Source organism: Paenibacillus gyeongsangnamensis, from assembly GCF_027533625.1.
Taxonomy (GTDB): Bacteria; Bacillota; Bacilli; order Paenibacillales; family NBRC-103111; genus Paenibacillus_G; species Paenibacillus_G gyeongsangnamensis.
Window position 1 is genome coordinate 141567 of sequence record NZ_JAQAGZ010000004.1, and the last position, 21420, is coordinate 162986.

The window sequence follows — 21420 nt, forward strand, 5'->3', positions numbered from 1 at the left end:
CGAACGTGCATTGGCCATCATGAAGGAACGATGAAGATCGCATGAAAACATGGTGAACCTTATTTGAATTTGCGCCAATCCTGGGTACTGTTATTCAGAAGATGCTCAAAATCCTGCTCCAGCCGTTTCTGCTCCGCCTTACGAAGCTCTTCCGCCTGCTTGCGCTGCCGCTCGCGGCTGGCTTGCTCCTCCGCCTTCATCTGATCCGCCTGACGCTTCAGCTGCTGAACGACTTCCGCGCTGAGCAGGTCTTTCAGCGTCGCGGCTTTCTCCTGCCCGCCCGATTCGGGTGCAGGGGACGGTTTTCTCTTTGCCATCGGTCTCACCTCGGTTCCGCTTTATTATATCAGGATAGGACTCCGCTTTCTATTCCGGCAAGCCTTTTGTTCCGCACCGCTTTCTGATAAGATAGATTCGCTCATATATCGGCCGGGCCGAAAACCAAGGAGAACTGCCATGGCTTACAATCAGAAATTAATAACGGATCAGGATTTTCAACAGGCAATGGACCGTGAAGCCCACATCCGCGTATTCCAGGACGACCATGTCGTCGGCGCCGGCGGAGTAATCGCCCGCTTCACCGACGATACGATTGTGATTCAATACAGCGTAAGTGATGTCACTTACCATTCCAGACGAGACTGCGAGTTTTTTGAAATCCGAAAACGATAAGCCTCCCTCCGCTCCCCCCTTCTTGACATCATGGACCCAATCCGGCACTCACTTCCGAAAATTGTAAACAAGCCGCATCTCCATTCGGAAACGGCTTGCGTGCGATCTTGATTGGAATCATTAAAGGAGGACAACGGATGGTGAACAAAACCGCCCTTTTCTTTTCTTTATGCGCTTGCACGGCAGCAGGCTGGGGAAATGCTGCCAAAGCCTCAGCCTCTCCGGCGACACAAGGAACTCAAAGCGAGCAAGTGCTGGAGCTTCAAGAACGCCTCTCCTCGATCGGTTACTTAAAAGCCAGACTGACCGGGTTTTACGGTTCCGGCACAGCAGAGGCGGTACGCCGTTTTCAGAAAGACAACCGGCTCTCTCCGGACGGAGAGGCCGACCGTGAGACGGTAGATAAGCTGAAACAGAAATCGGTATTGCCGAAGAACGGAGCGCTTGAGCATCTGGCCAAGATCATTTATGCGGAGGCGCGCGGCGAGTCCTATACCGGACAAGTCGCGATCGGGGCCGTCGTGCTGAATCGCGTGCAATCCCCCTTGTTTCCCGATTCGATTCCGGAGGTCATACTCCAGCCAAGGCAATTCTCGGCGGTCGAAGACGGGCAGTTCGGACTCACTCCGGACAAGACGGCGTATCAGGCGGCGAAGGACGCCTTGAACGGCGTTGACCCGACGAACGGAGCTCTCTTTTACTATAACCCGAAGCTGACCAGCTCTGCCTGGAGCATGGCTCGTCCCAAGCTGAAGTCGATCGGCAATCATATCTTTACCCGATAACTTCGGCCCTTTCCTCCGACCGGTTCCGCAGCTTGGGAGATTTCCTTCGGCCGATCAGCCGCAGTGGAATCCAATCCAAAACCGGTAGAGCCAGCAGGCTGCTGAAGAACAAGAATAGAAACAGCAGCGAATAGACATGAAGCAGCCATTGCAGGAACGGATCGGTCAACGTAATGGTCGGATAGATGACAAGATAGGTCTGAAAGATGAGGATCCGAAACAAATCGTGCAAGAAGTCCGAGCGGGTATTATTGTTCATAGAACAGTTCTCGCATTCTCCCGTTTATTTGCTTCTAGCAATACGTTATGCCGAAATTGCTAGTTTTATGCTAAAACTGGATCGAGCCCTTGTCCGCCGGGGTATACGAGCTATATCAGCGGCAACCGGGGCTTCAACTCTACAACGGGCACCACAGGGTACGGCAGCACCAGCTTATTATCCGAAGCCGGACTGGAGCCGGACCGGTTGGCTCGGAGCAGAAAGACTTATTTCTAAAAATAGCAAAAAAAAGCGTGTGCCGGTTTGGCACACGATCAGATTGATAAGAAACCCGGATATAGAGAAATATGCAAAAGGTAGTAGGTGGGGTATCCCCTGTAGGAGCGATAGCGCCCGCCTTTGTTATCGGGAAATTACCGCTGAATAGCGAATCAAATGAAAATTTTCCGATAACAACAGCGGCCGGAAGGGGATACCCCACCGGAGTACCATAGCAGATTTCTCTACTTCATGGGTTTCTCTACAGCCTGAGCGTGTGCCGGTTTGGCACACGCTTTTTTTTGTTACAGCACGATCATACCTGCCAATCCGCTCAGTACCCCGAGAACGACGACCGAGACCGTTACAAAAAGCAATACCTTTTTCGGAAACGATTTGGATAGCATCAGCAGCGAAGGAAGGCTTATGGACGGCAAGGTCAGCAGCAGCGCAGCCGCGGGTCCCGTACCCAGACCAAATGACATCATCGTTTGAATAATCGGAATCTCGGCTGCCGTCGGAATGACGAAGAGCATGCCTGCAATGGCGAAGCCGATCAGGACGAGCAGACTGTTTCCTGCGGTTTCGCCGATCGCGGGGAACAACCAGGCGCGCGCCGCTCCAAGCAGCAATACCGCGACAATATAGGATGGCACGATATGGAGCAGCATCGATCCGATCGCTTTCATCCATCGAACGCCCAGCGGCTGCTCGGATGCTTGGACCATCTCCTCATTCCTCTTGCGGATATCCGCCGGCACCTTCGTTTCTCCTGCAAAACGATTGGCCAAATAGCTGACGCCAAACGTCAGAATCAGCCCGAAACCGAGACGCAGAAGCGTGAATTTCCATGAAAGCACGAATGTCATAAAAATCAGCGTAGCGGGATTGATCGTCGGATTGCCTAACCAGAACGCCAGACTTGCGCCGATCGAAGCATTCTTCTTCCGGAGACCTACCGCCAGCGGAGCGGCGCAGCAGGTGCACATCATCCCGGGAATCGAGGCGAGTCCTGCCGCTGCGGTGCTCTTGAAATCCGCCTTGCCCAGCACGCGGAGCAGCCATCCCGACGGGATGAGCACTTGAACAAGCGAACCGAGCAGGATGCCGAGTACGGCCGCTTTCCATACGGAATTATAATACGCTATGGCATAATCCCAAGCGGCGCTCCAGGACGGTCCCGGTGCCGCAGGGTCTTTCCCCGTAATGATCGAAGCCCCGATCGTATGCTTAACGGCTACATCCATCGCTCTTGTGATAGTAAGGCAACCATTTTACATAAGTTAAACCCTCAATCGCGATCAACAAGAAAACGGCAGCCGAGACGATCATACTCTTGTTGTTCTGCGGGTTTTACCCGCAGGCTCTTTTTTTCCTGTGAAAGTCTCCAAAAATTCCAATTCGGTCGAACCCGTATTATAATGAAAAGGGCGTTTCAATCGTTTGACAAGTATTTTACAACTGAAAGGAAGTCATTGACCATAACCCTATCCAACCCGATAAAGCTTACTTCCCTTTCTTCCAAGGGCGGCTGCGGCTGCAAAATCGGGCCCGCCCGACCTGATGCAGGTCATCCGCATGCTGCCGCCGGCAGAGCCGAATCCGAATCTGCTTGTCGGCATCGATACAAGCGATGACGCCGGCGTGTACCGGTTGTCGGACGATCTCGCGATCGTACAGACCGTTGATTTCTTTACGCCGCTGATCCGTATTCCTTCGGCCAAATTGCCGCCGCGAACGCCATAAGCGACATTTATGCCATGGGCGGAACGCCGTTAACGGCGCTGAATATTGTGGCCTTCCCTATTCACACGCTGGACAAGCAGGTGCTGGCCGATATTTTGCGGGGCGCGGGCGATAAGCTCAAGGAAGCGGCATTACCCTTGTCGGAGGCCATTCGATCGACGATAAGGAGCCGAAGTTCGGCCTCGCCGTCACCGGCCTCGTCCATTCGGACAAGGTCCGCACGAACGCTGGGGCGAAGCCTGGCGACAAGCTGATCCTGACGAAGCCGATCGGGGTCGGCATTCTGACGACCTCCATCAAGAAGGACAAGCTGATCGCGGAGGAAGTCGAGCGGGTAACCCGCGTCATGTCTACGCTGAACAAAACCGCAGCCGAACGGATGGCTTCTTACGACGTTCACGGCTGTACGGATGTAACGGGCTTCGGCCTCTTGGGACATGCGTCCGAAATGGCGAAAGGCAGCGGAGTCGGCTTAACCGTCTTCAAAGAAAAGGTGCCTGTGATGCCGCGCGTCAGAGCGCTCGCAGAGGAAGGGTTCGTACCCGGCGGGACCAAGAATAATTTTGCCCATCTTCAAGGCGCCGTTACGTTCCCGGGCAGCATGGATCAAATCGATCAGTGGATTCTGTGCGACGCCGTTACCTCGGGGGGACTCCTCATCTCCGTCGCCGCAGATCAAACGGACGCACTTCTTGCGGACTTGATTGAAGCTGGAGTAGAAGCCCATATCATCGGGGAAACGACGTCTGACCATCCGGGACATATCGTAGTCAGCTAAAAAGGAGCGCGAATCGCTTTGTTTCAAGATATCACCTTAGAGGAACTGCTCGAACTGCAGCAGAAGAAGGAACTGACTTTAATCGACGTACGTTCCCCTTCCGAATACAAAGACGCCACCATTCCGGGCAGCCTCAATATTCCGCTCTTCGACGATACGGAGCGGGCCGAAATCGGCACCGTTTATAAGCAGGTGAGCATCCAATCGGCCAAGGAGCGCGGCCTGGAGATCGTATCCGCCAAGCTCCCGTCCTTCGTCCGAACGTTTCAGGAGCTGCCTGCGCAGAAAGCCGTGTTCTGCTGGCGGGGAGGCATGCGCAGCAAGACGACTGCGACAGTGCTCTCGTTAATGGGCATTCGCGTCTATCGTCTGACGGGAGGGTTCAGAGCCTACCGCAAATGGGTCGTCAATGTGCTCGAGCATTTCGAGACCCTTCCGCGGGCGTATGTCATCAACGGGCACACCGGAACGGGCAAGACGCAAATCCTGCGCCAGCTCAAGGAAGAGGGCTATCCTGTGCTCGATCTGGAGGGCTTGGCCGGACACCGGGGCTCCATCTTCGGACAGATCGGCCTGGAGGCCCACAACCAGAAGACATTCGAATCCCTTCTCGTCCAAGAGCTGCTCAAGCTAAAAGATGCGCCTTACGTGCTGTTCGAGGCGGAGAGCCACCGCATCGGCAAGGTGGTGCTGCCGTCGTTTATCGTCAATGAGAAAGAAACGAACACGCAGCTGTTCATCGAAATGCCCATGGAAACGCGAATCCGCCACATTATAGAGGATTATCGGCCATGGGAGCATCATGAGGCATGTATGGATGCTTTCCAACTCATCAAGAAGCGGATTCACACTCCTATCGCGAAGGAGATTGAAGAGCATTTACGGGAAGCGCGCTATGAGGAAGCCATTAGGCTCCTCCTGGAGCATTATTACGACCCTCGCTATGATTATGCGACGGGTCAATACAGCAGCGTACGGCACACCATCCACGCCTGCAGCGTCGGCGAAGCGGTGAATTCCATCAAGAAGCAGCTGGAAGAAGCTTGAGCGATCAAGCTTTTTTCTTTTGCCTCACCTCCGGAATGGAACATTTTTGTAACCGTTTGCATAAAATGTACCAGAAGAGACTTGCTCTTTGCTCTCTTCGCCATTCTATTCCTAAGCGCGGAGGCGATGCTTCAATGACGACTCGCAACCTGCTGGCGGCACTGATCGGTGTACTCTTCATGTCGGGTCCTTGGTGGATGCACTTCGACCGGTTGGAAAGCGCGGTAATGAGCAGCCTGATCGCCGGCTTCATTCAGTTGGCCTCCTCCCTTCTGGCTCTGGGGAAGACCGGCTGGAACGCTTGGCCTAACTGGTTATCTCTGCTCTGCGGCGTCTGGTTCATCATGTTCCCCATGTCCTATATGCTGGGAACCTGGGAGACGGTGTTCTACCTGACCTTCGGCGTTGTAACCGTGCTGCTCAATTATTTCAATATGAACCACGAGCCGTTCTCGTGAGTACCCATAGCCGGGCTTCTGTCTGTTGGACAGAAGCTTTTTTTCTTCGAAACTGATGGCAAACGGACCGGGATTTGATGCGATAGACGGGAAAGAAAGGAGCTGAATCCGATGCAAGCCAGCCAGCCCGATTATGTTCAATATTATGTGGTGAACGAAGAGCTTGTCATGTCCAAAGGCAAGACCGCCGCGCAGGTTGCGCACGCCGCTACTATGATAACGCTGCATGTGCTGCTGAACGAACCGGACAAGCACGAATCATTCCAATCCTGGCTGAACGCGGGACAGAAGAAGATCGTTCTGCGGGCCGCGCCGCAGGAGCTCCATCGCCTGACCGAGCGCGGATTCCTTTCCATTCGCGATGCGGGGCATACCGAGATTCCGGCAGGCTCCCTGACCGTCGTCGTTCTTCCTCCCATGGAGAAGGAGGCCGCGCAGGAATTCGTATCCGGTTTCAAGCTGTTATAATACCGATGTCGCCTACGCCGGGTGTACAGAAAAAAAGAACTTGACGGCCGCTCGCCGTCAGGTTCTTTTACCTTCTGCAGTATATGAATGGCAATCCGCCCGTTCGCTGCCGCTGCAAGCCGGCGCCCCATGGGACCAGCCGCTGCATCAAGCAGGCAGCCGCGAGCCTCCGGTAAACTGGCTGTTGTACTGTTCCGAATAGAAGCCGCCCTGTTCCAGCAGTTGCTCGTGCGTTCCTTTCTCGATCACTTTCCCTTGGTCCATGACCAGAATCAAATCGGCGTCGCGGATCGTTGACAGACGGTGCGCGATGACGAAGCTCGTTCGTCCTTGCATCAGATCGTTCATTGCCTTCTGGATGTAGATCTCGGTTCTCGTATCGACGCTGCTTGTAGCCTCATCCAAGATAAGGATGGCAGGGTCGGCTAGGATGGCGCGGGCAATGGTGAGCAGCTGCTTCTGGCCTTGGGAAATGTTCGACGCTTCCTCATTCAGCACCGTATCGTAGCCTTCGGGCAGCGTCCGGATGAAATGATCGGCATGAGCCGCACGTGCCGCTTGCACGATCTCTTCGTCGGTCGCTCCCGAGCGTCCGTAAGCGATATTATCGCGAATCGTCCCGTTGAACAGCCAAGTATCCTGCAGCACCATCCCGAATAAGCTGTGCAGGGAGCCGCGGGACATCTTGGTGATGTCTACTCCGTCAATCGTGATGCAGCCGCCGTTCAGCTCGTAGAAGCGCATCAGCAGATTGATCAGCGTCGTCTTGCCCGCTCCCGTCGGCCCGACGATGGCTATTGTTTGCCCCGAATGAACGTCGATATTCATGTTCTCGATGAGCAGCGCGTCCTCCATGTAGCCGAATCGCACGTCCTCGAAACGGACGTTCCCTCTCGGCTCGCGTATCACAGCCGGCTGGGCCGGTTCGGCCACCTCCTCCCGTTCATCCAGCAGTTCGAACACCCGCTCGGCGGAAGCAATGGTCGATTGGATGACGTTGGCGATGTTGGCCAGCTGCATAATCGGCATCGAGAACTGTCTCGTATATTGGATAAAGGCCTGGATATCGCCGATTTGGATCGCTTGCCTTGTGACAAGCAGGCCCCCGACCACGCTCACCAGAACATACCCGATGTTGCTGACGAAGCTCATCAGCGGCATGATAATCCCCGAGACGAATTGCGCCCTCCAGCCGGACTGATACAATCGCTCGTTGATTTCCTGGAAAGCGGCGACGGACTTTTGTTCCCTGCCGAACGCCTTTACGATCTTATGGCCCGTATACATTTCCTCCACATGGCCGTTCAGCTGTCCGAGCGCCTTCTGCTGCCCCACAAAATACGCCTGCGACCGGGAGGCGATGCCTTTGGTCACCAGCATGGAGACCGGCAGCGTCAGGAAGACGATCAGCGTCAAGATCGGGCTGATCGTCAGCATCATGACAATGACGCCGGCCAGCGTAACAATCGATGTGATGAGCTGGGTCAAGCTTTGCTGAAGGGTACTGCTGATATTGTCGATATCCCCGACGGCCCGGCTCAATATTTCCCCGTGCGTCCTGCCGTCAAAAAACTTCAGCGGCAGCCGAGTCAGCTTATCATTAACCTGTCTGCGAAGCTCATAGACAGTGCCTTGCGCGACTCCGGCCATCATGTACTGCTGGATATAGCTGAAGATCGCGCTGATGATGTAAAGCGCGGCAAGGAGCAGAATAATATCCAGAATATAGGTAAAATCGATTTCCGCTCCCGGCACGCCCTTCCATTTCATCATCAAGCCTTCGAACAGCTTGGTCGTAGCCTGCCCCATGATCTTCGGGCTCACGATGCTGAAGACCGTACTCAGCACGGCCGCAAGCAGCACGGCTGCCAGCTTCGCCCTATGCGGCTTCAGGAAGCCTGCAAGACGCTTTAGCGTCCCTTTGAAGTCCTTCGCCTTCTGTACCGGCATGCCCATCCTCGGTCCGCCGCCGAAGCCTCCGCCGGGAGGGCCTCCTCCCCCGGGACGTCCCCCGCCGAAGCCGGAACCTTTGCGTTCTTCACTCATGCGATCTCCTCCTCCGATAGCTGGGACGCTACGATCTCGCGGTATACCGTGCAGTTCTCCATCAGCTCGCGATGCGTACCGATACCGGCCAAGTGTCCTTCTTCCAGCACGACGATTCGATTGGCATCCATTACGGTGCTTACGCGCTGAGCTACGATCAGTACCGTCGCATCCGTCGTTTCAGGCTTCAGCGCCGCGCGCAGCTTGGCATCGGTTTTGAAGTCCAGCGCGGAGAAGCTGTCGTCGAATACATAAATCTCAGGCCTGCGGACCAGCGCCCGGGCAATCGAGAGACGCTGCTTCTGGCCTCCCGATACGTTGCTGCCGCCCTGCGCCAAAACCGTATCCATCCCTTCCTTCATGCGGTCAATGAAATCGGCCGCTTGGGCAACCTCCGCCGCGCGGCGAATTTCTTCATCCGTCGCTTCCTCCTTGCCGTGCTTGATATTGTCCGCTATCGTTCCGGTGAACAGCAGCGCCTGCTGCGGGACGAAGCCGATACGGGCGCGAAGCGCTTCTTGATCCATTTTCCGGACATCCACGCCGTCAATCAGGACTTGGCCGCTGCCCGCATCATAGAACCGCGGGATCAAATGGATCAGCGTCGACTTGCCGGCCCCGGTTCCGCCAATGATGGCGGTCACTTCGCCCGGACGGGCCGTGAACGAAATCCCCGAAAGGGCAGGCTCCTCGGCGCCCGGATAACGGAAGGTCACATTCCGGAACTCAACCGTCCCGCCTCGGATCTCAGCATGCTGCGGGGCGGACGGATTTGCAATATCCGTCGAGGTTTCCAGCACCTCGTTAATACGGGCCGACGATACCGAAGCTCTCGGAATCATAACGAACATCATCGACAGCATCATCAGCGAGAACAAGATTTGCATCGCGTATTGGAGAAAGGCCATCAAATCGCCGATTTGCATATGATTTCCGCTGATCCGGAGACTGCCGAACCAGATGATCGCAATGGAGGAAAAATTCATTACCAGCATCATGATGGGCATGAGGGAACCCATAATCCGGTTCACTCTCACGGCCGTTTGCGTCAAATCCCGGTTGGCGTCATCGAAACGCTCCTTCTCGTGGTCAATCCGGTTGAAGGAGCGGACAACTCGGATACCTGTTAGATGCTCGCGAAGCACAAGATTCAGCCGGTCCAGCTTCTTCTGGAGCGCTTTGAAGAGCGGAATGCCCCTGCTTGCCACAAGAAAGATCGCTCCGGCCAGTACGGGAATGACGACGACAAAAACAAGGGAAAGCTTCGCATCCTTCGAGACGGCCATAATAATGCCGCCGATGCACATCATGGGAGCGCTGATCATCATCCGCAGAATCATGGTCAGCACCTGCTGCACCTGGGTGATGTCGTTTGTCGTACGGGTAATCAGCGATGCGGTGCCGATCTGGTCGAACTCCCGGAGCGAGAAATTTTCCACATGCCCGAACAGCCGTCCCCTAAGGTCCCGGCCGAAGCCTACGGCTACCCGCGATGAATAATAGCTTGCGCCTACAGAACAGAGCCCCCCGGCCGCGGCAACGAGCAGCATATACCCTCCGATGCGGAGGATGTAGGCCGTGTCTCCCTTTACGACACCCAGGTTTACAATATCCGCCATCAACGTAGGCAAATACAGGTCCGACAACGATTGCAGAAACACCAGCAGCAGGACGAGCGCTGCCGGTATCCGGTAAGGCCTTATATACCGAAACAATTTGATCATCAGTTCATCCCTTTCCATGAATGAATAGCTTTAAGAATATAAATTTAAATAGTTTAAATAATTATATTTCAAAATGATGCGATTCGTCAAAAAAAATAAGCCGGCTCTTATTGGAAGCCGGCTTGAACTTGTCCCTGAAGCCGCTAAACGGAAGGGCGGTTCGGGGCATGCTTGTCTTTTTGATAGGTCGGCATCACATAAGCGACATGTTCCTCCGCTTGACTGGACTCGGACTTCATCGCTTGCATCTTTTGTTTCAGCCCTTTGTTGCTTCCCATTTCGGATCGCCTCCCGCAAAATATCGATTGGTTGAAGACTTCATTAGTATGCCCAGTCGAAAGATGTACCGGGTATCCAAATCGTAACAATGCTTTTACGTCCCCCTAGACGTAAAAACCTGCTTGTTCGAAACAAGCAGGGCATCGCGATATATAAATTAACATCCTCTTCGACCTTGGTTAAGCACTACGATTTGATCAAATCCGTCACGGTAACGAATTGGTAGCCTTCTTTCTTCAAATAAGCGATGAGTTGAGGCAGCGCCTCTACCGTATTCGCCAGATTGCCTCCCTTGCCTCCCGCACTGTGCTGCAGCACGATAGCTCCCGGCTTCAGCTCCTTCTTAAGAGTCGTCAGAATCGTCGCCGGACTCTTGCCATCCCAATCCATCGTATCGACGGACCACCCGATCAATTGATGACCGGAGGCTATGGCGTCATTGACCACCTCTTGGGATATGGCGCCGTAAGGGGCGCGGAACAGCACAGGCGCTTCGCCGGTCAGGCTCTTAATCGCCTCGTCGGTCTTGGTGATTTCGCCTTGTACGTCGGCCGGCGACATCCTAGCCAAATTCGCATGATCCCACGAATGATTGCCGATCGCATGGCCTTCCTGGGAAATCCGCTTCACCATCTGCGGATACTGCTGGACATGCTTTCCGACCAGGAAAAAGGTTGCCGGAACGCCCTGCTCCTTTAGGATGTCCAGGATCCGTGCGGTATATTTATTATCCGGTCCGTCGTCGAACGTCAGCGCGACTTTCTTGCCCTTGGAGGACACGGAATAAATGACGTCACGGTTTCCTCTTGCCTGAAATACCGGTTCCGTTGAGATCGGCTGGGCCGCTACGGCCGGCTTGGCGAGGGTGGAATCGGGCCGGGCCGGGTCCAACTTCTCGGCTGCAGCGACAGGGGTAAGGTTAGGCGTCGGCTCCGCCGCATTTTCTTTCTTCCCGCAGCCCGCGACGGACAGCGAGACGGCCAGAGCGGTGATGATCAGAAGACTTGATTTCATCGGGATCACTTCTTTCAGCATTCTACAATTCGAGTCTCTCTATTATATGAAATTTAATAGATTTTGTCGCTATTTGAAATGAATTGACACAAATAAAATTTTATTAAAGCCAGCTTTTCCGGCTAAGGGAAGTCTGAAAAAATAGTTTGTTTATTCAATTTACAAACTATTCGAGCCGTGCTATGATGAGGTTGAAAATCAGGTTGCTTTTATTCCAATTTCAAGAAAACCGTTGTACTCATTAATATTATTTCGGAGGGATGAGCATGAGCTATTTTGACGGCGTTCCACAAATTCAATTCGAGGGTAAACATTCGAAGAATCCGCTAGCCTTCAAGTTCTACAACCCCGATCAAATCGTCCTTGGCAAAACGATGCGCGAGCATATGCGCTTCGCTGTAGCCTATTGGCATTCGTTTACGGCGAACGGTTCCGATCCGTTCGGGGCGGGAACCGCTGTCCGCGGATGGGATCAATATACCGGTATGGATTTGGCCAAAGCGCGGGTGGAAGCCTGCTTCGAGCTGCTGCACATACTGAACGTCGATTATTTCTGCTTCCACGATCGCGATATCGCACCCGAAGGAAGCTCGCTGCAAGAAACCAACCGGAACCTTGACACCATTGTGGCGCTGATCAAAGACAACATGAGAGCATCGGGTAAGAAGCTGCTGTGGAATACGGCCAACATGTTCACCCATCCCCGATTCGTCCATGGCGCCGCTACAACCTCGAATGCAGATGTATTCGCTTACGCTGCAGCGCAGGTGAAGAAAGCGCTGGAGCACGGCAAGGAGCTCGGGGCAGAGAACTATGTATTCTGGGGAGGGCGCGAGGGGTATGAAACGCTGCTCAACACGGACATGGGGCTCGAGCTGGACAATCTGGCGCGGTTCATGCATATGGCGGTCGATTATGCGAAGGAGATCGGATTCGACGCCCAGTTCCTGATCGAGCCGAAGCCGAAGGAGCCCAGCAAGCACCAATACGATTTTGACGCGGCGACGTCCATCGCCTTCCTCCAGAAGTACGACCTGCTGCGGCATTTCAAGCTGAATATCGAGGCGAATCATGCGACCCTGGCCGGTCATACGTTCGAGCACGAGCTTCGCGTTTCCCGGCTGAACGGCGCTCTCGGCTCGATCGACGCAAACCAAGGCGATATGCTGCTCGGCTGGGATACCGACGAATTCCCGACGGATTTGTATTCCACCACCCTGGCCATGTACGAGATTTTGCAAAATGAAGGCGGCATCGGCCGCGGCGGCGTCAACTTCGATGCCAAAGTTCGCCGGAGCTCGTTCGAGGCGATCGATGTCGTATATGCCCACATTGCGGGCATGGATGCCTTTGCGAGAGGGCTGCAGGTTGCAACGAAGTTATTGGAAGACCGCGTGCTGGAGCAGGCGATCGATTCGCGCTACGCCTCCTTCCGCTCCGGTATCGGTGCGGACATCGTGTCCGGCAAAGCAACCTTGAGCTCGCTCGAAGCGTACGCGCTGGAGAACAAGCCGATCGTCAACGTATCCGGCCGTCTGGAGCTGATCAAATCGACGTTGAATCAGTATATTTTGAACACCTAAACCGATAGGATGAGCCGCCCGAAGGAAGGGCGCTTTTTCCAAAACAAAAACAACCCGAATCCGTGAAGGACTCGGGTTGTTGATCTTTTTAGGTGATCAGCAGTCGGGGATCGAGTGCCATCGTGCCGACTCTCGATTCCCTTGACCATATGATGGCTTTAGAGGGCCCAGTCGCCCTTCCGGAATACCGGCTCCACCGTTCCATCCGGCAGTACGCCGTCAATATCAAGCTCGGCCGAGCCGATCATGAAATCAACATGCGCGAGACTGGTGTTGGCCCCGCAGGCTAGCAGCTCTTCCTTGGACATCTTCGTTCCGCCTTCGATCGTAAAGGGATATGCGCTGCCCAAAGCCAAATGGCAGGAAGCGTTCTCGTCCACTCCCGTATTGTAGAAGACGCGGTTCATATTGGAAATCGGCGACTGATGAGGAACGAGCGCCACTTCCCCGAGATAGGTTGCCCCCTCATCGGTTTCCAGCAGCGATTTCAGATGCTCAAGACCTACTTCAGCCGTGTAATCTACGACTTTCCCGTCCTTGAAAGTGAGCGAGAACCGGTCGACCAGACGACCGTTCAGGTTCAACGGCTTCGTGCTTCTCACCGTACCGTTTACGCCGCTGCGCTTAGGAAGCGAATACACTTCCTCGGTTGGCATGTTCGCGACGAAAGAGACGCCCAGATCATTGCTGGCCTCTCCGCCCATCCAGACATGGCGCTCCGGAAGCTCCAGCGTCAAATCGGTGCCCGGCGCACGGTAACGCAGCTCCTTGTACTTCTTCTCGTTAAGCCGGCGGCGCGCCTGCTTCAGCTGCTCGATGTGCAGTTTCCATTCGGCCACCGGGTCTTCATGATACACGCGATTCATCCGGAATACGGTATCCCACATCGCGGGCACCCTTTCTACCTCCGGCAGCTCCGGGAACACCATCGACGCCCAGGCTTTGGTCGGCGCTTTAATCAGGCACCAGCTGAATTTTTTGTTCCGCACATATCCCTGGAACGTTTGGCGGGCCACCGCCGCCGCTTTGGAAGCGGTCGTCACTTTATTAGAATCGATCCCGCGGTACAAATCCGGGTCCGGCACTTTAATATTCAGCAGCGCGCCGTAGCCTTCCGACAGCTGCTCCATCATGCGCGCCTTCCACTCAGGGTAGTACGAGAACGAATCGTCAGGGGCATGCTCGAACCGGGCGCGCGTCACCTGCTCGTCGTCCCAATGCACTTCTACGTATTTGGCTCCGGCCTGATAAGCTTTTTTTACAATTTTACGGGTCAGCTCCGCTGTCTCCAGCGGGGATTCGATAAACAGGATTTGTCCCGGCTGAAGGTTCACTCCGATGCGGATGACCAGCTCCGCGTATTTTTCGAGATGATTTTCAAAAGCATTCATTCCTTAACGCTCCTATGCTGTTATGTAGTTGTGTTTCACCAGGATAAACGGCTACGCCGTCCTTGTCTTACAAGGACCAACGCGTTTATCAAGGTTGATGCGAAGCTATAAGTTGCGATCAACTAAAAAAAAGTGGGCGCCCATATTATACTCCTGCGGCCGCGGAAAGCCAAGATCAGGTTAAATTACCAGGTCGGAGGTGATATAATACAAAGAAAAAGATTGGAGGCTTTTCCCATGCTGAAATCCTATCGGCTGAACAAAGAAGAAGAGATCGCGCTGGACCGCTTCGATCCGAACGATACGGGCGGCTTCAAGAGCAAGGAAGAGATCCGGGACGCGTTTGAACGTATGGAGCGAAAGCTTCGCGAGCTGCAGGATAAGCTGTTTGCGTCCAAGACGAACGGCGTGCTCATTCTGTTCCAGGGGATGGACTGCAGCGGCAAGGACGGTGTCATCAAGAAGGTGCTCTCCAATCTGAATCCGCAAGGCTTCCGGGCGGAGAGCTTCAAGAAGCCGACCGACGAGGAGTCCTCCCACGATTTCTTGTGGCGGACCCATAAGGTTGTCCCGGCCAAGGGATACATCACCGCCTTTAACCGGTCTTACTACGAGGACGTATTGATTACCCGGGTACACGGCATGATTCAGGACGATGAAGCGGCGACTCGTCTGAATCATATTCGGCATTTCGAGAAGCTGCTTACGGATAGCGGAGTGCAGCTGATCAAAATCTTCCTGCATATCTCCCCCGAATTTCAGCTCGCAAAAATCCGCGAACGGCTGGACAACCCGGAGAAGCTATGGAAATTCGACCCTAGCGACCTGCAGGAGCGCCGATATTGGGACCAATACGCCGCCGCCTACGAAGATGCCTTCCGGCATACCGCAACCAAGCGCTGTCCTTGGTATATCGTCCCTGCCAATGAGCGCTGGTTCCGCGACTACTTGGTGCTCCGGATTATTCTCCGTTCCTTGGAGAAGCTGGACCTCTCTTATCCGAAGGCGAGTATCGAAGTGCAGACGCTCCTGGAAAAGCATCACGAGGAAAGCAAAAAAAGCCCGTTGTAATCGGGCGGGCGATACATTCCAAGCGTGCCGCATAAGCATCTCTCCATTGTCCGGTGGCGTGAACCGCCACAGGTCCATGGAGAGACGATACCCGGCTGCTGCCAGCGGCTTAGCTCTCCTTCTTCTCGTCCAGCAGCCCGCGAAGCTCGCGCTGCAGCCGCGGCTTCCAATCTCCACGCATACCGCTCATGGCAATAATCGACTTGACATAACCGAACGGATCGCCGACATCGTGCCAGCGCCCTTTCACTTCACATGCATATACTTCTTTTTGGGATAAAATCTCATTGAGTGCATCCGTCAATTGGATCTCCCCGCCGGCGCCTGGCTGTTGCTGCTCCAGGATATCGAAGATCTCCGGAGTCAGAACATATCTGCCGACCATGGCGAGCCGCGATGTCACCGCCTCAGCCGGCGGCTTTTCAATTAACCGTTCAACATGGGAGAATAATTCGTTTACCGGCCGCGATTCGACTATTCCGTAATTAGATACGGTTTCCGCTTCAACAGCCTGTACTCCGAGCATCGATGCCTGATACCGATCGAACCCCTCGATCAGCTGTTTCAGAGCGGGCGGCTCCGCCTCAAAGAACGTATCTCCAAGCAGCACCGCGAACGGCTCGTTTCCGATAAACTTCCTTGCCATCCATATGGCGTGCCCCAGACCTTTCGGCTCCGGCTGCCGGATATAATGTATGTCGGCCATGCCGGACGATTCCCGTACTTTGCGAAGAAGCTCCGATTTCCCCTTTTGCTGCAGGTGCTGCTCAAGCTCAATTGCCGAATCAAAATGGTCTTCGATCGCCTTCTTGCCTTTTCCCGTGACAATGAGGATTTGCTCGATCCCGGAAGCAACGGCTTCCTCTACGATAAATTGAATCGTAGGCTTATCTATAATCGGCAGCATCTCCTTAGGCATCGCTTTCGTCGCAGGCAGGAACCGGGTGCCGAAGCCTGCTGCCGGAATAATCGCTTTGCGAATGTTCAAGAGGGCCCGCCTCCTTTGCATACTTTTTATAAATAATATTAAGATATGCTAGGGAGCTTCCCGAATAATGGACATCTACCTTCAACCGCAAAAATATACGAAACTACCAATTGCCGGAACGTTTACTAGTCGGACCGCGGCGTCTTTTCGCCGGGTCGAACGCGTTCACCTGGCGGAGCCGGCTCCGCCTGTCTCCAGCACGACATTCAAGCCCGGATCGTTCGCCCTCACGGCGGCCAGACGATCCTCCAACTCCTTCCGGTAAAAGCCCGTACGGAACAATTCTCCGCTTGGCTTGAACGTTACGCTCGTTCCCGTTTCCTTCGTCGCCCCTATGACCCATAGCCCCGTCTGCGGGATGCCGTTCCGATACTCCTGACGATAAATGCGTCCTTCTCTGCGAATCTCTACCGTCAGTCTCGACGAGAGCGCATTGACCACGGCTATGCTGATACCCTTCTCGCCCCCCGGCGCCACATAATGACCGCTCAACCGGTGAATATCGGTAAGGACGTCCTGGACCGCCGGCCTGTCGGTTTGCGGAAGCGCCTGCACCGGAATGCCTCTTCCGTTATCGGATACCGTGACGCTTCCGTCTTCGTGCAAAATAATATGCATCGCCGTACAGTAACCCGCCCGGTGCTCCAATATGCTGTTCTCTACCGCCGCCCAGAGCAGCAAATGCGGGTCGAAGCCTTCGTCGGACGCCTCGCCCACATATTGCTCCGCATGAGTTCTCGCTTCCGCCATGTCAAGGTAGCTGCTGGTCTCCAGCAGATCGGAGACGGCGGCCAGCAGCAGAAGAAGCGGCAGAGAGCGCTCTTGTGCGAGCATGTAACGGCCGCCGCGTTCCTCCTGGCGGATCAAGTCCGCGCTGAGCAGCGCTTTCAGATGATGATACAGCTGCCCCGTAGTGCCCATATGCAGCCGTTCGACCAGCTCGGGTCCGCTTACCGGCTCCTTCAGCACCTCAAGCAATATCTCGAGCCGCTGCTTCTGGCCGAGTGCGGCAAGCACCTTCGCCGCCTTCTCCCCTTGAAGGTTCACCAGCGTCTCCAAGCTCCGCTCCTGAGGTTCCCAGCGGAAGCGGGAGTCCCGATTCCGGTAATGCCCGGAATAAAAGACCGCTCCCCCGTTCTCCACGGAACCATCCGGCTCGACAGCCAAGGTCATTTTCTCCTCCTCAGGCCTCGCAGCAGGTCTTTGAGGGACAACGCTAAAGAATCCCCCTTGGACAAGCTGCAGCAGCTCTTCCATCTGGCGTTTCAATGCGTCCACTTCTGCACCCAAATCACGTGTCATTACATCACCCTCCTACCATATTAATACGTATTATCGTATTACGTATTATCGTATTACACATTATTGTATCACATAATTTGGAAAGTGAATACCCATTTTTCTCCATAGTCCTTATGATGAACTGTCCGGCCCTTGAGCCGCGTAAACAGCAAAAAACCCGGCGGGTTCTGCGCCAGGCTCTTCACTTCGGTTCATATTTTTATGAAGATAACGTTTTGCCGGGTGCTGCAGTGACCGGTCCGGCCGATTGCGCCCTGCGCAGCATCCACTGGGCGAGCAGCGCGGTCACGCAGCCGAGCAGCCCTACCAGAATGAAGCCCTGCTGTAAAGAAAAACCGTCGCCGGCGGCCCCCATCACGAGCGGACCCAGGAACATCCCCAATCCGTAAATTGCCTGATAGAAGCCCATCGCTGTCGCCCTTTTGTCATTGTCCATATGCTTGATACTGAGCGCCATAAGAACAGGGGTGGCGAACCCTCGTCCGAATCCCGCAATCGCTTGCGTCAGCATTAGAACCCACAAGTGCGTCGTAAACGGAATGACTAGCGTGAACACGCCGCTTAGCGCGAAGCCGATCACAATGACATTTTTCTCCCCGATGCGCTGCGACAAATGCCGTCCGCCGATCCAGGCGGCAAGGGCCATCGGGAAGGTAGAGAAGAAGGTGAGCAGTCCCATATCGAGCTTGCTGGCCCCATGGGTTGCCGCATATACCGGAGTAAATCCGAAGACGGTAGCGAATGTCAGCAGCTGGAACAGGATGGCGAGGAATGATACGGTCAGCAGCATACGGTCGCCGGCTACCTGAAGAATCCCGCGGCCCGTAATTTTCTGAGCGCCGTCATCGAACTTCTCGACCAGAAAGAATGCGCCCGCAAGACCGAGCAGCCCGACCCAGGCGCCGATGGAGAATGCGGATTCCCAGCCGAGAATATCCGCGAACCAGCCTCCGCACAAAATGCCGAGCATCTGTCCAAGCGAATTGTAAACCGATAAAGTGCCGATCGCTTTCGTCGTCTCTTCCTTCGTGTAATAACTGGCGAACAGGATCGTAAAGTCTACCCAAGTCGCTGCAGCCGCTCCAGCCAGCGCACGCAGAATCAAGATCCAGGTCACCTCGTGGGAAACCCAAATGCCGGCCCCGGCCAAAATCGAGAATACGAGTCCGAACACAATAAAGAGCTTCCGTTTATGGAACCGGTCCGATAGAATGCCTACCGGAATACGAAGCAGCATTTGGCTGAGTCCGTACATTCCGACGATCAGTCCGGCCATTTGGTGCGACGCGCCCAGCGACTCCACATAAGCGGCAAGAATCGGAACGCAGGTATACATCGAGAACCAGAAGAGGAGCGTTACGGCGCAAAACAATGGGATACGGTACGTTGAAGGCGTTGTCATATGGAAACCTCCGTTCATTGCCGCTAGCCAGCAAGAGTTCGTCTTAAGAACTGCCTCCGCAAGCCGCTGTATTGAACAATATACTACAGACGGTAGCAAACTTAAAGACGTTTTCGGACGAAAAAACCGGATCCTAAAAAAAAAGAATTAACGGAAATTTAATCCCAATTTAATTTTTGTATGCTACGCTTTATGGACAAGAGTTTGCATAGGGGAGAGTGAGGAATGAGCATCGCCGCGTCTATCCATGAGAAATTGCTGTTCTTCAACCGATTTATGACCGCTCCGAAACAAATCGGCAGCGTCGTTCCCAGCTCTAGATTTTTATGCGCCAAAATGATTCAATCGGCGCCCTGGCACACGATCGAGAGCGTCGCCGAGCTTGGTCCGGGAACCGGCGTCATCACCGAATATATTCGTAAATCCAAAACCGACTCTACGAAGGTGCTCCTGTTCGAGAAAGAGCCGCTCCTCCGCAATCAGCTGGCGCAGCGCTTTCCGGAGTTTGCCTGTTATCCTGACGCCGGCAAGCTTGAGGAAGCCGTCCGCTCCGAAGGCATCGACCGGCTTGATTGCGTGCTGAGCGGGCTTCCCTTCTTCAATTTCTCTCCGCGCGTGAGGGAAGAGCTGCTTCATCAAATCCATCTCAGCCTGAAACCAGGCGGGTTATTTATCGCCTTTCAATACTCCTTACAGATGCGCGGCCTGCTCTCCGAGCATTTTGAGCTGGAAGCGCTGCGCTTCGTGCCGTTTAATGTACCGCCCGCATTCGTCTATGTATGCCGCAAACAATAAGAAAAGCTTAGAAGCCAACCGTTATTTGCTGGAGTTTTTCTTGGACCCATGCCATCCCGTCCTAAACCGCCTCAAGCTCGGTCGCATAGTCCCGCATCTGGCAGCCTCCGATTGCGGGACCCGGCTTGGTGCTGAGACTGGCGATAACGCCCTTGTGTACGCTCCGCCGTCCTGTCACTACAATTTTATCTTCGGATCCGTCTAAGTTCGATCAAGACAGATTGTTTTCTCCTTGAACAAGTGCAAAAGAGAACCGCATCGCTGCGGTCCTCCGTCCCCTCCGGCTTCAGGCAAATGCCCCCGGCTTCTTCCAAAACTTAACGCAAACGCCCTTCGCCGCTTCCGCCCGGTGTCCCGTATCCTCGAGCCGTCCCGTTTCCTCGTTCAACCGGAATATGGCCAAATTCCCGCTTTCCTGATGAGCGGTTACCAGATACCTGCCGTCCGGCGTAATGCCGAAGTTGCGAGGAGTCCGGCCGCCGGACGGCACGATTTCGACCGTCGTCAACCGGCCGTTTGCTTGATCCACTTCGTAGACGGCTATGCTGTCGTGACCGCGGTTCGACCCGTACAAATATTTACCGTTCGGGGACAGCTGAACCTCGGCCGTCGTATTCTCTCCCTGGAATGAATCGGGCAGCGTGGATACCGTCTGAATCTCGCGCAGCTCGCCGCCGGACGCTTCGCGCTCATAGAACGTAATCGTCCCGTTCAGCTCATTGATGACATACACCCAAGGGCGGGCAGGATGGAAGGCCATATGTCTTGGTCCCGCACCCGGTGCCGTCGCCGTCTCCCCGCTCGGAATCAGCTTCATGCTCCCCGGATCAAACTTGAATCGTTTGATCCGATCCAATCCGAGGTCCGGAGAATATACATACGTCCGATCCGGAGCGGTATACGTGGAATGCGGATGAGGCCGGTCCTGTCTGACCGTATTCGGGCCGAGCGTCCCTTCGCTGCGGTGCATATCGGTCGTTTGCGCCAGCGTGCCGTCCTCGTTCACGGGAAGCAGCCCGATCAAACCGCCGGAGTAGCTGGCCACGGTGACGTAACGGTCGACTGCGTTGAACTCAATATGGCAGGTTGCCCCTCCGACGGACTTTTGTGCGTTAAGCCGGCGGACAATCCCTTCCGCCGTAAAGGCGAACGAGACGACGGAACCGCCTCTTCCTCCATCCTCCGTCGTCGTTTCCTCAATCGCGTACAGCTTCATTCCTTCATGATCCAAATCAAGAAAGCTCGGATTCTTCAATCCTTCGATCGTATGCAGGAGCTTGGTTTCTCCCGAAACGGCATTCAGGGAAAATACGCGGATACCTGACGTATCCGGTTCGGCATACGATCCGATAAACATAAGATACGCATCGATAGGGCTTTGAGGCATCATGGA

At 54.6% G+C, this 21420-nt stretch carries 19 protein-coding genes and 2 pseudogenes; 9 read left to right on the forward strand and 12 right to left on the reverse strand.

Annotation, left to right across the window (positions count from 1 at the left end; translation table 11 throughout):
- Positions 1-59 precede the first annotated feature (59 nt).
- Entirely contained in the window at positions 60-317 is a 258-nt protein-coding gene (locus O9H85_RS07370; protein ID WP_269880666.1) for a YqkE family protein, read from the reverse strand.
- A gap of 139 nt (positions 318-456) precedes the next feature.
- On the opposite strand from O9H85_RS07370, the gene O9H85_RS07375 reads away from it, so the two are divergent.
- Entirely contained in the window at positions 457-672 is a 216-nt protein-coding gene (locus tag O9H85_RS07375; protein WP_269880667.1) for a hypothetical protein, read from the forward strand.
- Positions 673-809: 137 nt separating this feature from the next.
- Positions 810-1457, forward strand: a complete 648-nt coding sequence (locus O9H85_RS07380; protein ID WP_269880668.1) for a cell wall hydrolase — start codon at positions 810-812, stop codon at positions 1455-1457.
- Here O9H85_RS07380 and O9H85_RS07385 read toward each other — a convergent pair.
- Positions 1447-1716 (reverse strand): hypothetical protein, encoded by a 270-nt coding sequence (locus O9H85_RS07385; RefSeq protein ID WP_269880669.1) that lies wholly within the window; start codon positions 1714-1716, stop codon positions 1447-1449. The two genes, O9H85_RS07380 and O9H85_RS07385, sit on opposite strands and share 11 nt — an antisense overlap.
- A gap of 524 nt (positions 1717-2240) precedes the next feature.
- Positions 2241-3267, reverse strand: a pseudogene (locus tag O9H85_RS07390) (permease).
- Positions 3268-3416: 149 nt separating this feature from the next.
- Between O9H85_RS07390 and selD the strand changes: the two are divergent.
- From selD to O9H85_RS07410, 4 genes and pseudogenes are all read left to right on the forward strand, one after another.
- Positions 3417-4459: pseudogene (selD, locus tag O9H85_RS07395) on the forward strand (selenide, water dikinase SelD).
- An 18-nt stretch (positions 4460-4477) separates the two neighbouring features.
- Positions 4478-5506 (forward strand): tRNA 2-selenouridine(34) synthase MnmH, encoded by a 1029-nt coding sequence (mnmH, locus tag O9H85_RS07400; protein WP_269880670.1) that lies wholly within the window; start codon positions 4478-4480, stop codon positions 5504-5506.
- 134 nt (positions 5507-5640) lie between these two features.
- Entirely contained in the window at positions 5641-5964 is a 324-nt protein-coding gene (locus O9H85_RS07405; protein WP_269880671.1) for an SPW repeat domain-containing protein, read from the forward strand.
- Positions 5965-6075: 111 nt separating this feature from the next.
- Complete coding sequence (locus O9H85_RS07410; RefSeq protein WP_269880672.1) at positions 6076-6432, forward strand: aminoacyl-tRNA hydrolase; 357 nt, start codon at positions 6076-6078, stop codon at positions 6430-6432.
- A 147-nt stretch (positions 6433-6579) separates the two neighbouring features.
- Here the strand turns inward: O9H85_RS07410 and O9H85_RS07415 are convergent, their stop codons facing one another.
- The 4 genes from O9H85_RS07415 to O9H85_RS07430 all read right to left on the reverse strand — a co-directional run bounded on the left by O9H85_RS07415 (position 6580) and on the right by O9H85_RS07430 (position 11495).
- The gene (locus tag O9H85_RS07415; RefSeq protein WP_269880673.1) at positions 6580-8478 is read right to left on the reverse strand and encodes an ABC transporter ATP-binding protein; all 1899 of its coding nucleotides are present in this window, start codon (positions 8476-8478) and stop codon (positions 6580-6582) included.
- On the reverse strand, positions 8475-10202 hold the full coding sequence (locus tag O9H85_RS07420) for an ABC transporter ATP-binding protein (protein ID WP_269880674.1): 1728 nt from the start codon (positions 10200-10202) through the stop codon (positions 8475-8477). The genes O9H85_RS07415 and O9H85_RS07420 overlap by 4 nt, the downstream gene beginning before the upstream one ends.
- A 143-nt stretch (positions 10203-10345) precedes the next feature.
- Entirely contained in the window at positions 10346-10480 is a 135-nt protein-coding gene (locus tag O9H85_RS07425) for a hypothetical protein (protein WP_269880675.1), read from the reverse strand.
- 187 nt (positions 10481-10667) lie between these two features.
- Positions 10668-11495: a polysaccharide deacetylase family protein gene (locus tag O9H85_RS07430; protein ID WP_269880676.1), complete on the reverse strand. Its 828-nt coding sequence runs from the start codon at positions 11493-11495 to the stop codon at positions 10668-10670.
- A 266-nt stretch (positions 11496-11761) separates the two neighbouring features.
- On the opposite strand from O9H85_RS07430, the gene xylA reads away from it, so the two are divergent.
- Positions 11762-13078: a xylose isomerase gene (gene xylA / locus O9H85_RS07435; protein WP_269880677.1), complete on the forward strand. Its 1317-nt coding sequence runs from the start codon at positions 11762-11764 to the stop codon at positions 13076-13078.
- Between the two features lie 158 nt (positions 13079-13236).
- Here xylA and O9H85_RS07440 read toward each other — a convergent pair whose 3' ends face one another.
- Positions 13237-14469 carry an aminopeptidase gene (locus O9H85_RS07440; protein WP_269880678.1) on the reverse strand — a complete coding sequence of 411 codons (1233 nt, stop codon included), beginning with the start codon at positions 14467-14469 and terminating at the stop codon, positions 13237-13239.
- Positions 14470-14706: 237 nt separating this feature from the next.
- Between O9H85_RS07440 and O9H85_RS07445 the strand changes: the two genes are divergently transcribed.
- Positions 14707-15540, forward strand: coding sequence for a PPK2 family polyphosphate kinase (locus O9H85_RS07445; protein ID WP_269880679.1), 834 nt, complete (start codon positions 14707-14709; stop codon positions 15538-15540).
- A gap of 109 nt (positions 15541-15649) precedes the next feature.
- Here the strand turns inward: O9H85_RS07445 and galU are convergent, their stop codons facing one another.
- The 3 genes from galU to O9H85_RS07460 form a co-directional block, all read right to left on the reverse strand.
- A complete protein-coding gene (gene galU, locus O9H85_RS07450) occupies positions 15650-16528 on the reverse strand; it encodes a UTP--glucose-1-phosphate uridylyltransferase GalU (protein ID WP_269880680.1) in 879 nt (292 codons plus the stop codon).
- 165 nt (positions 16529-16693) lie between these two features.
- Complete coding sequence (locus O9H85_RS07455) at positions 16694-17830, reverse strand: ATP-binding protein (RefSeq protein WP_269880681.1); 1137 nt, start codon at positions 17828-17830, stop codon at positions 16694-16696.
- A gap of 199 nt (positions 17831-18029) precedes the next feature.
- Complete coding sequence (locus tag O9H85_RS07460; protein ID WP_269880682.1) at positions 18030-19232, reverse strand: MFS transporter; 1203 nt, start codon at positions 19230-19232, stop codon at positions 18030-18032.
- Between the two features lie 225 nt (positions 19233-19457).
- Between O9H85_RS07460 and O9H85_RS07465 the strand changes: the two genes are divergently transcribed.
- Positions 19458-20027: a class I SAM-dependent methyltransferase gene (locus O9H85_RS07465; RefSeq protein WP_269880683.1), complete on the forward strand. Its 570-nt coding sequence runs from the start codon at positions 19458-19460 to the stop codon at positions 20025-20027.
- Between the two features lie 286 nt (positions 20028-20313).
- Here O9H85_RS07465 and O9H85_RS07470 read toward each other — a convergent pair whose 3' ends face one another.
- Positions 20314-21417 (reverse strand): lactonase family protein, encoded by a 1104-nt coding sequence (locus O9H85_RS07470; protein WP_269880684.1) that lies wholly within the window; start codon positions 21415-21417, stop codon positions 20314-20316.
- Positions 21418-21420: the final 3 nt, after the last annotated feature.

Excerpts from the sequence above, each read along its gene's own strand:
- O9H85_RS07370 (WP_269880666.1), bottom strand. The coding sequence starts at position 317 with ATGGCAAAGAGAAAACCGTCCCCTGCACCCGAATCGGGCGGGCAGGAG.
- O9H85_RS07375 (WP_269880667.1), top strand. The coding sequence starts at position 457 with ATGGCTTACAATCAGAAATTAATAACGGATCAGGATTTTCAACAGGCA.
- O9H85_RS07380 (WP_269880668.1), top strand. The coding sequence starts at position 810 with ATGGTGAACAAAACCGCCCTTTTCTTTTCTTTATGCGCTTGCACGGCA.
- O9H85_RS07385 (WP_269880669.1), bottom strand. The coding sequence starts at position 1,716 with ATGAACAATAATACCCGCTCGGACTTCTTGCACGATTTGTTTCGGATC.
- O9H85_RS07405 (WP_269880671.1), top strand. The coding sequence starts at position 5,641 with ATGACGACTCGCAACCTGCTGGCGGCACTGATCGGTGTACTCTTCATG.
- O9H85_RS07410 (WP_269880672.1), top strand. The coding sequence starts at position 6,076 with ATGCAAGCCAGCCAGCCCGATTATGTTCAATATTATGTGGTGAACGAA.
- O9H85_RS07415 (WP_269880673.1), bottom strand. The coding sequence starts at position 8,478 with ATGAGTGAAGAACGCAAAGGTTCCGGCTTCGGCGGGGGACGTCCCGGG.
- O9H85_RS07420 (WP_269880674.1), bottom strand. The coding sequence starts at position 10,202 with ATGATCAAATTGTTTCGGTATATAAGGCCTTACCGGATACCGGCAGCG.
- O9H85_RS07425 (WP_269880675.1), bottom strand. The coding sequence starts at position 10,480 with ATGGGAAGCAACAAAGGGCTGAAACAAAAGATGCAAGCGATGAAGTCC.
- O9H85_RS07430 (WP_269880676.1), bottom strand. The coding sequence starts at position 11,495 with ATGAAATCAAGTCTTCTGATCATCACCGCTCTGGCCGTCTCGCTGTCC.
- xylA (WP_269880677.1), top strand. The coding sequence starts at position 11,762 with ATGAGCTATTTTGACGGCGTTCCACAAATTCAATTCGAGGGTAAACAT.
- O9H85_RS07440 (WP_269880678.1), bottom strand. The coding sequence starts at position 14,469 with ATGAATGCTTTTGAAAATCATCTCGAAAAATACGCGGAGCTGGTCATC.
- O9H85_RS07445 (WP_269880679.1), top strand. The coding sequence starts at position 14,707 with ATGCTGAAATCCTATCGGCTGAACAAAGAAGAAGAGATCGCGCTGGAC.
- O9H85_RS07455 (WP_269880681.1), bottom strand. The coding sequence starts at position 17,830 with ATGACACGTGATTTGGGTGCAGAAGTGGACGCATTGAAACGCCAGATG.
- O9H85_RS07460 (WP_269880682.1), bottom strand. The coding sequence starts at position 19,232 with ATGACAACGCCTTCAACGTACCGTATCCCATTGTTTTGCGCCGTAACG.
- O9H85_RS07465 (WP_269880683.1), top strand. The coding sequence starts at position 19,458 with ATGAGCATCGCCGCGTCTATCCATGAGAAATTGCTGTTCTTCAACCGA.
- O9H85_RS07470 (WP_269880684.1), bottom strand. The coding sequence starts at position 21,417 with ATGATGCCTCAAAGCCCTATCGATGCGTATCTTATGTTTATCGGATCG.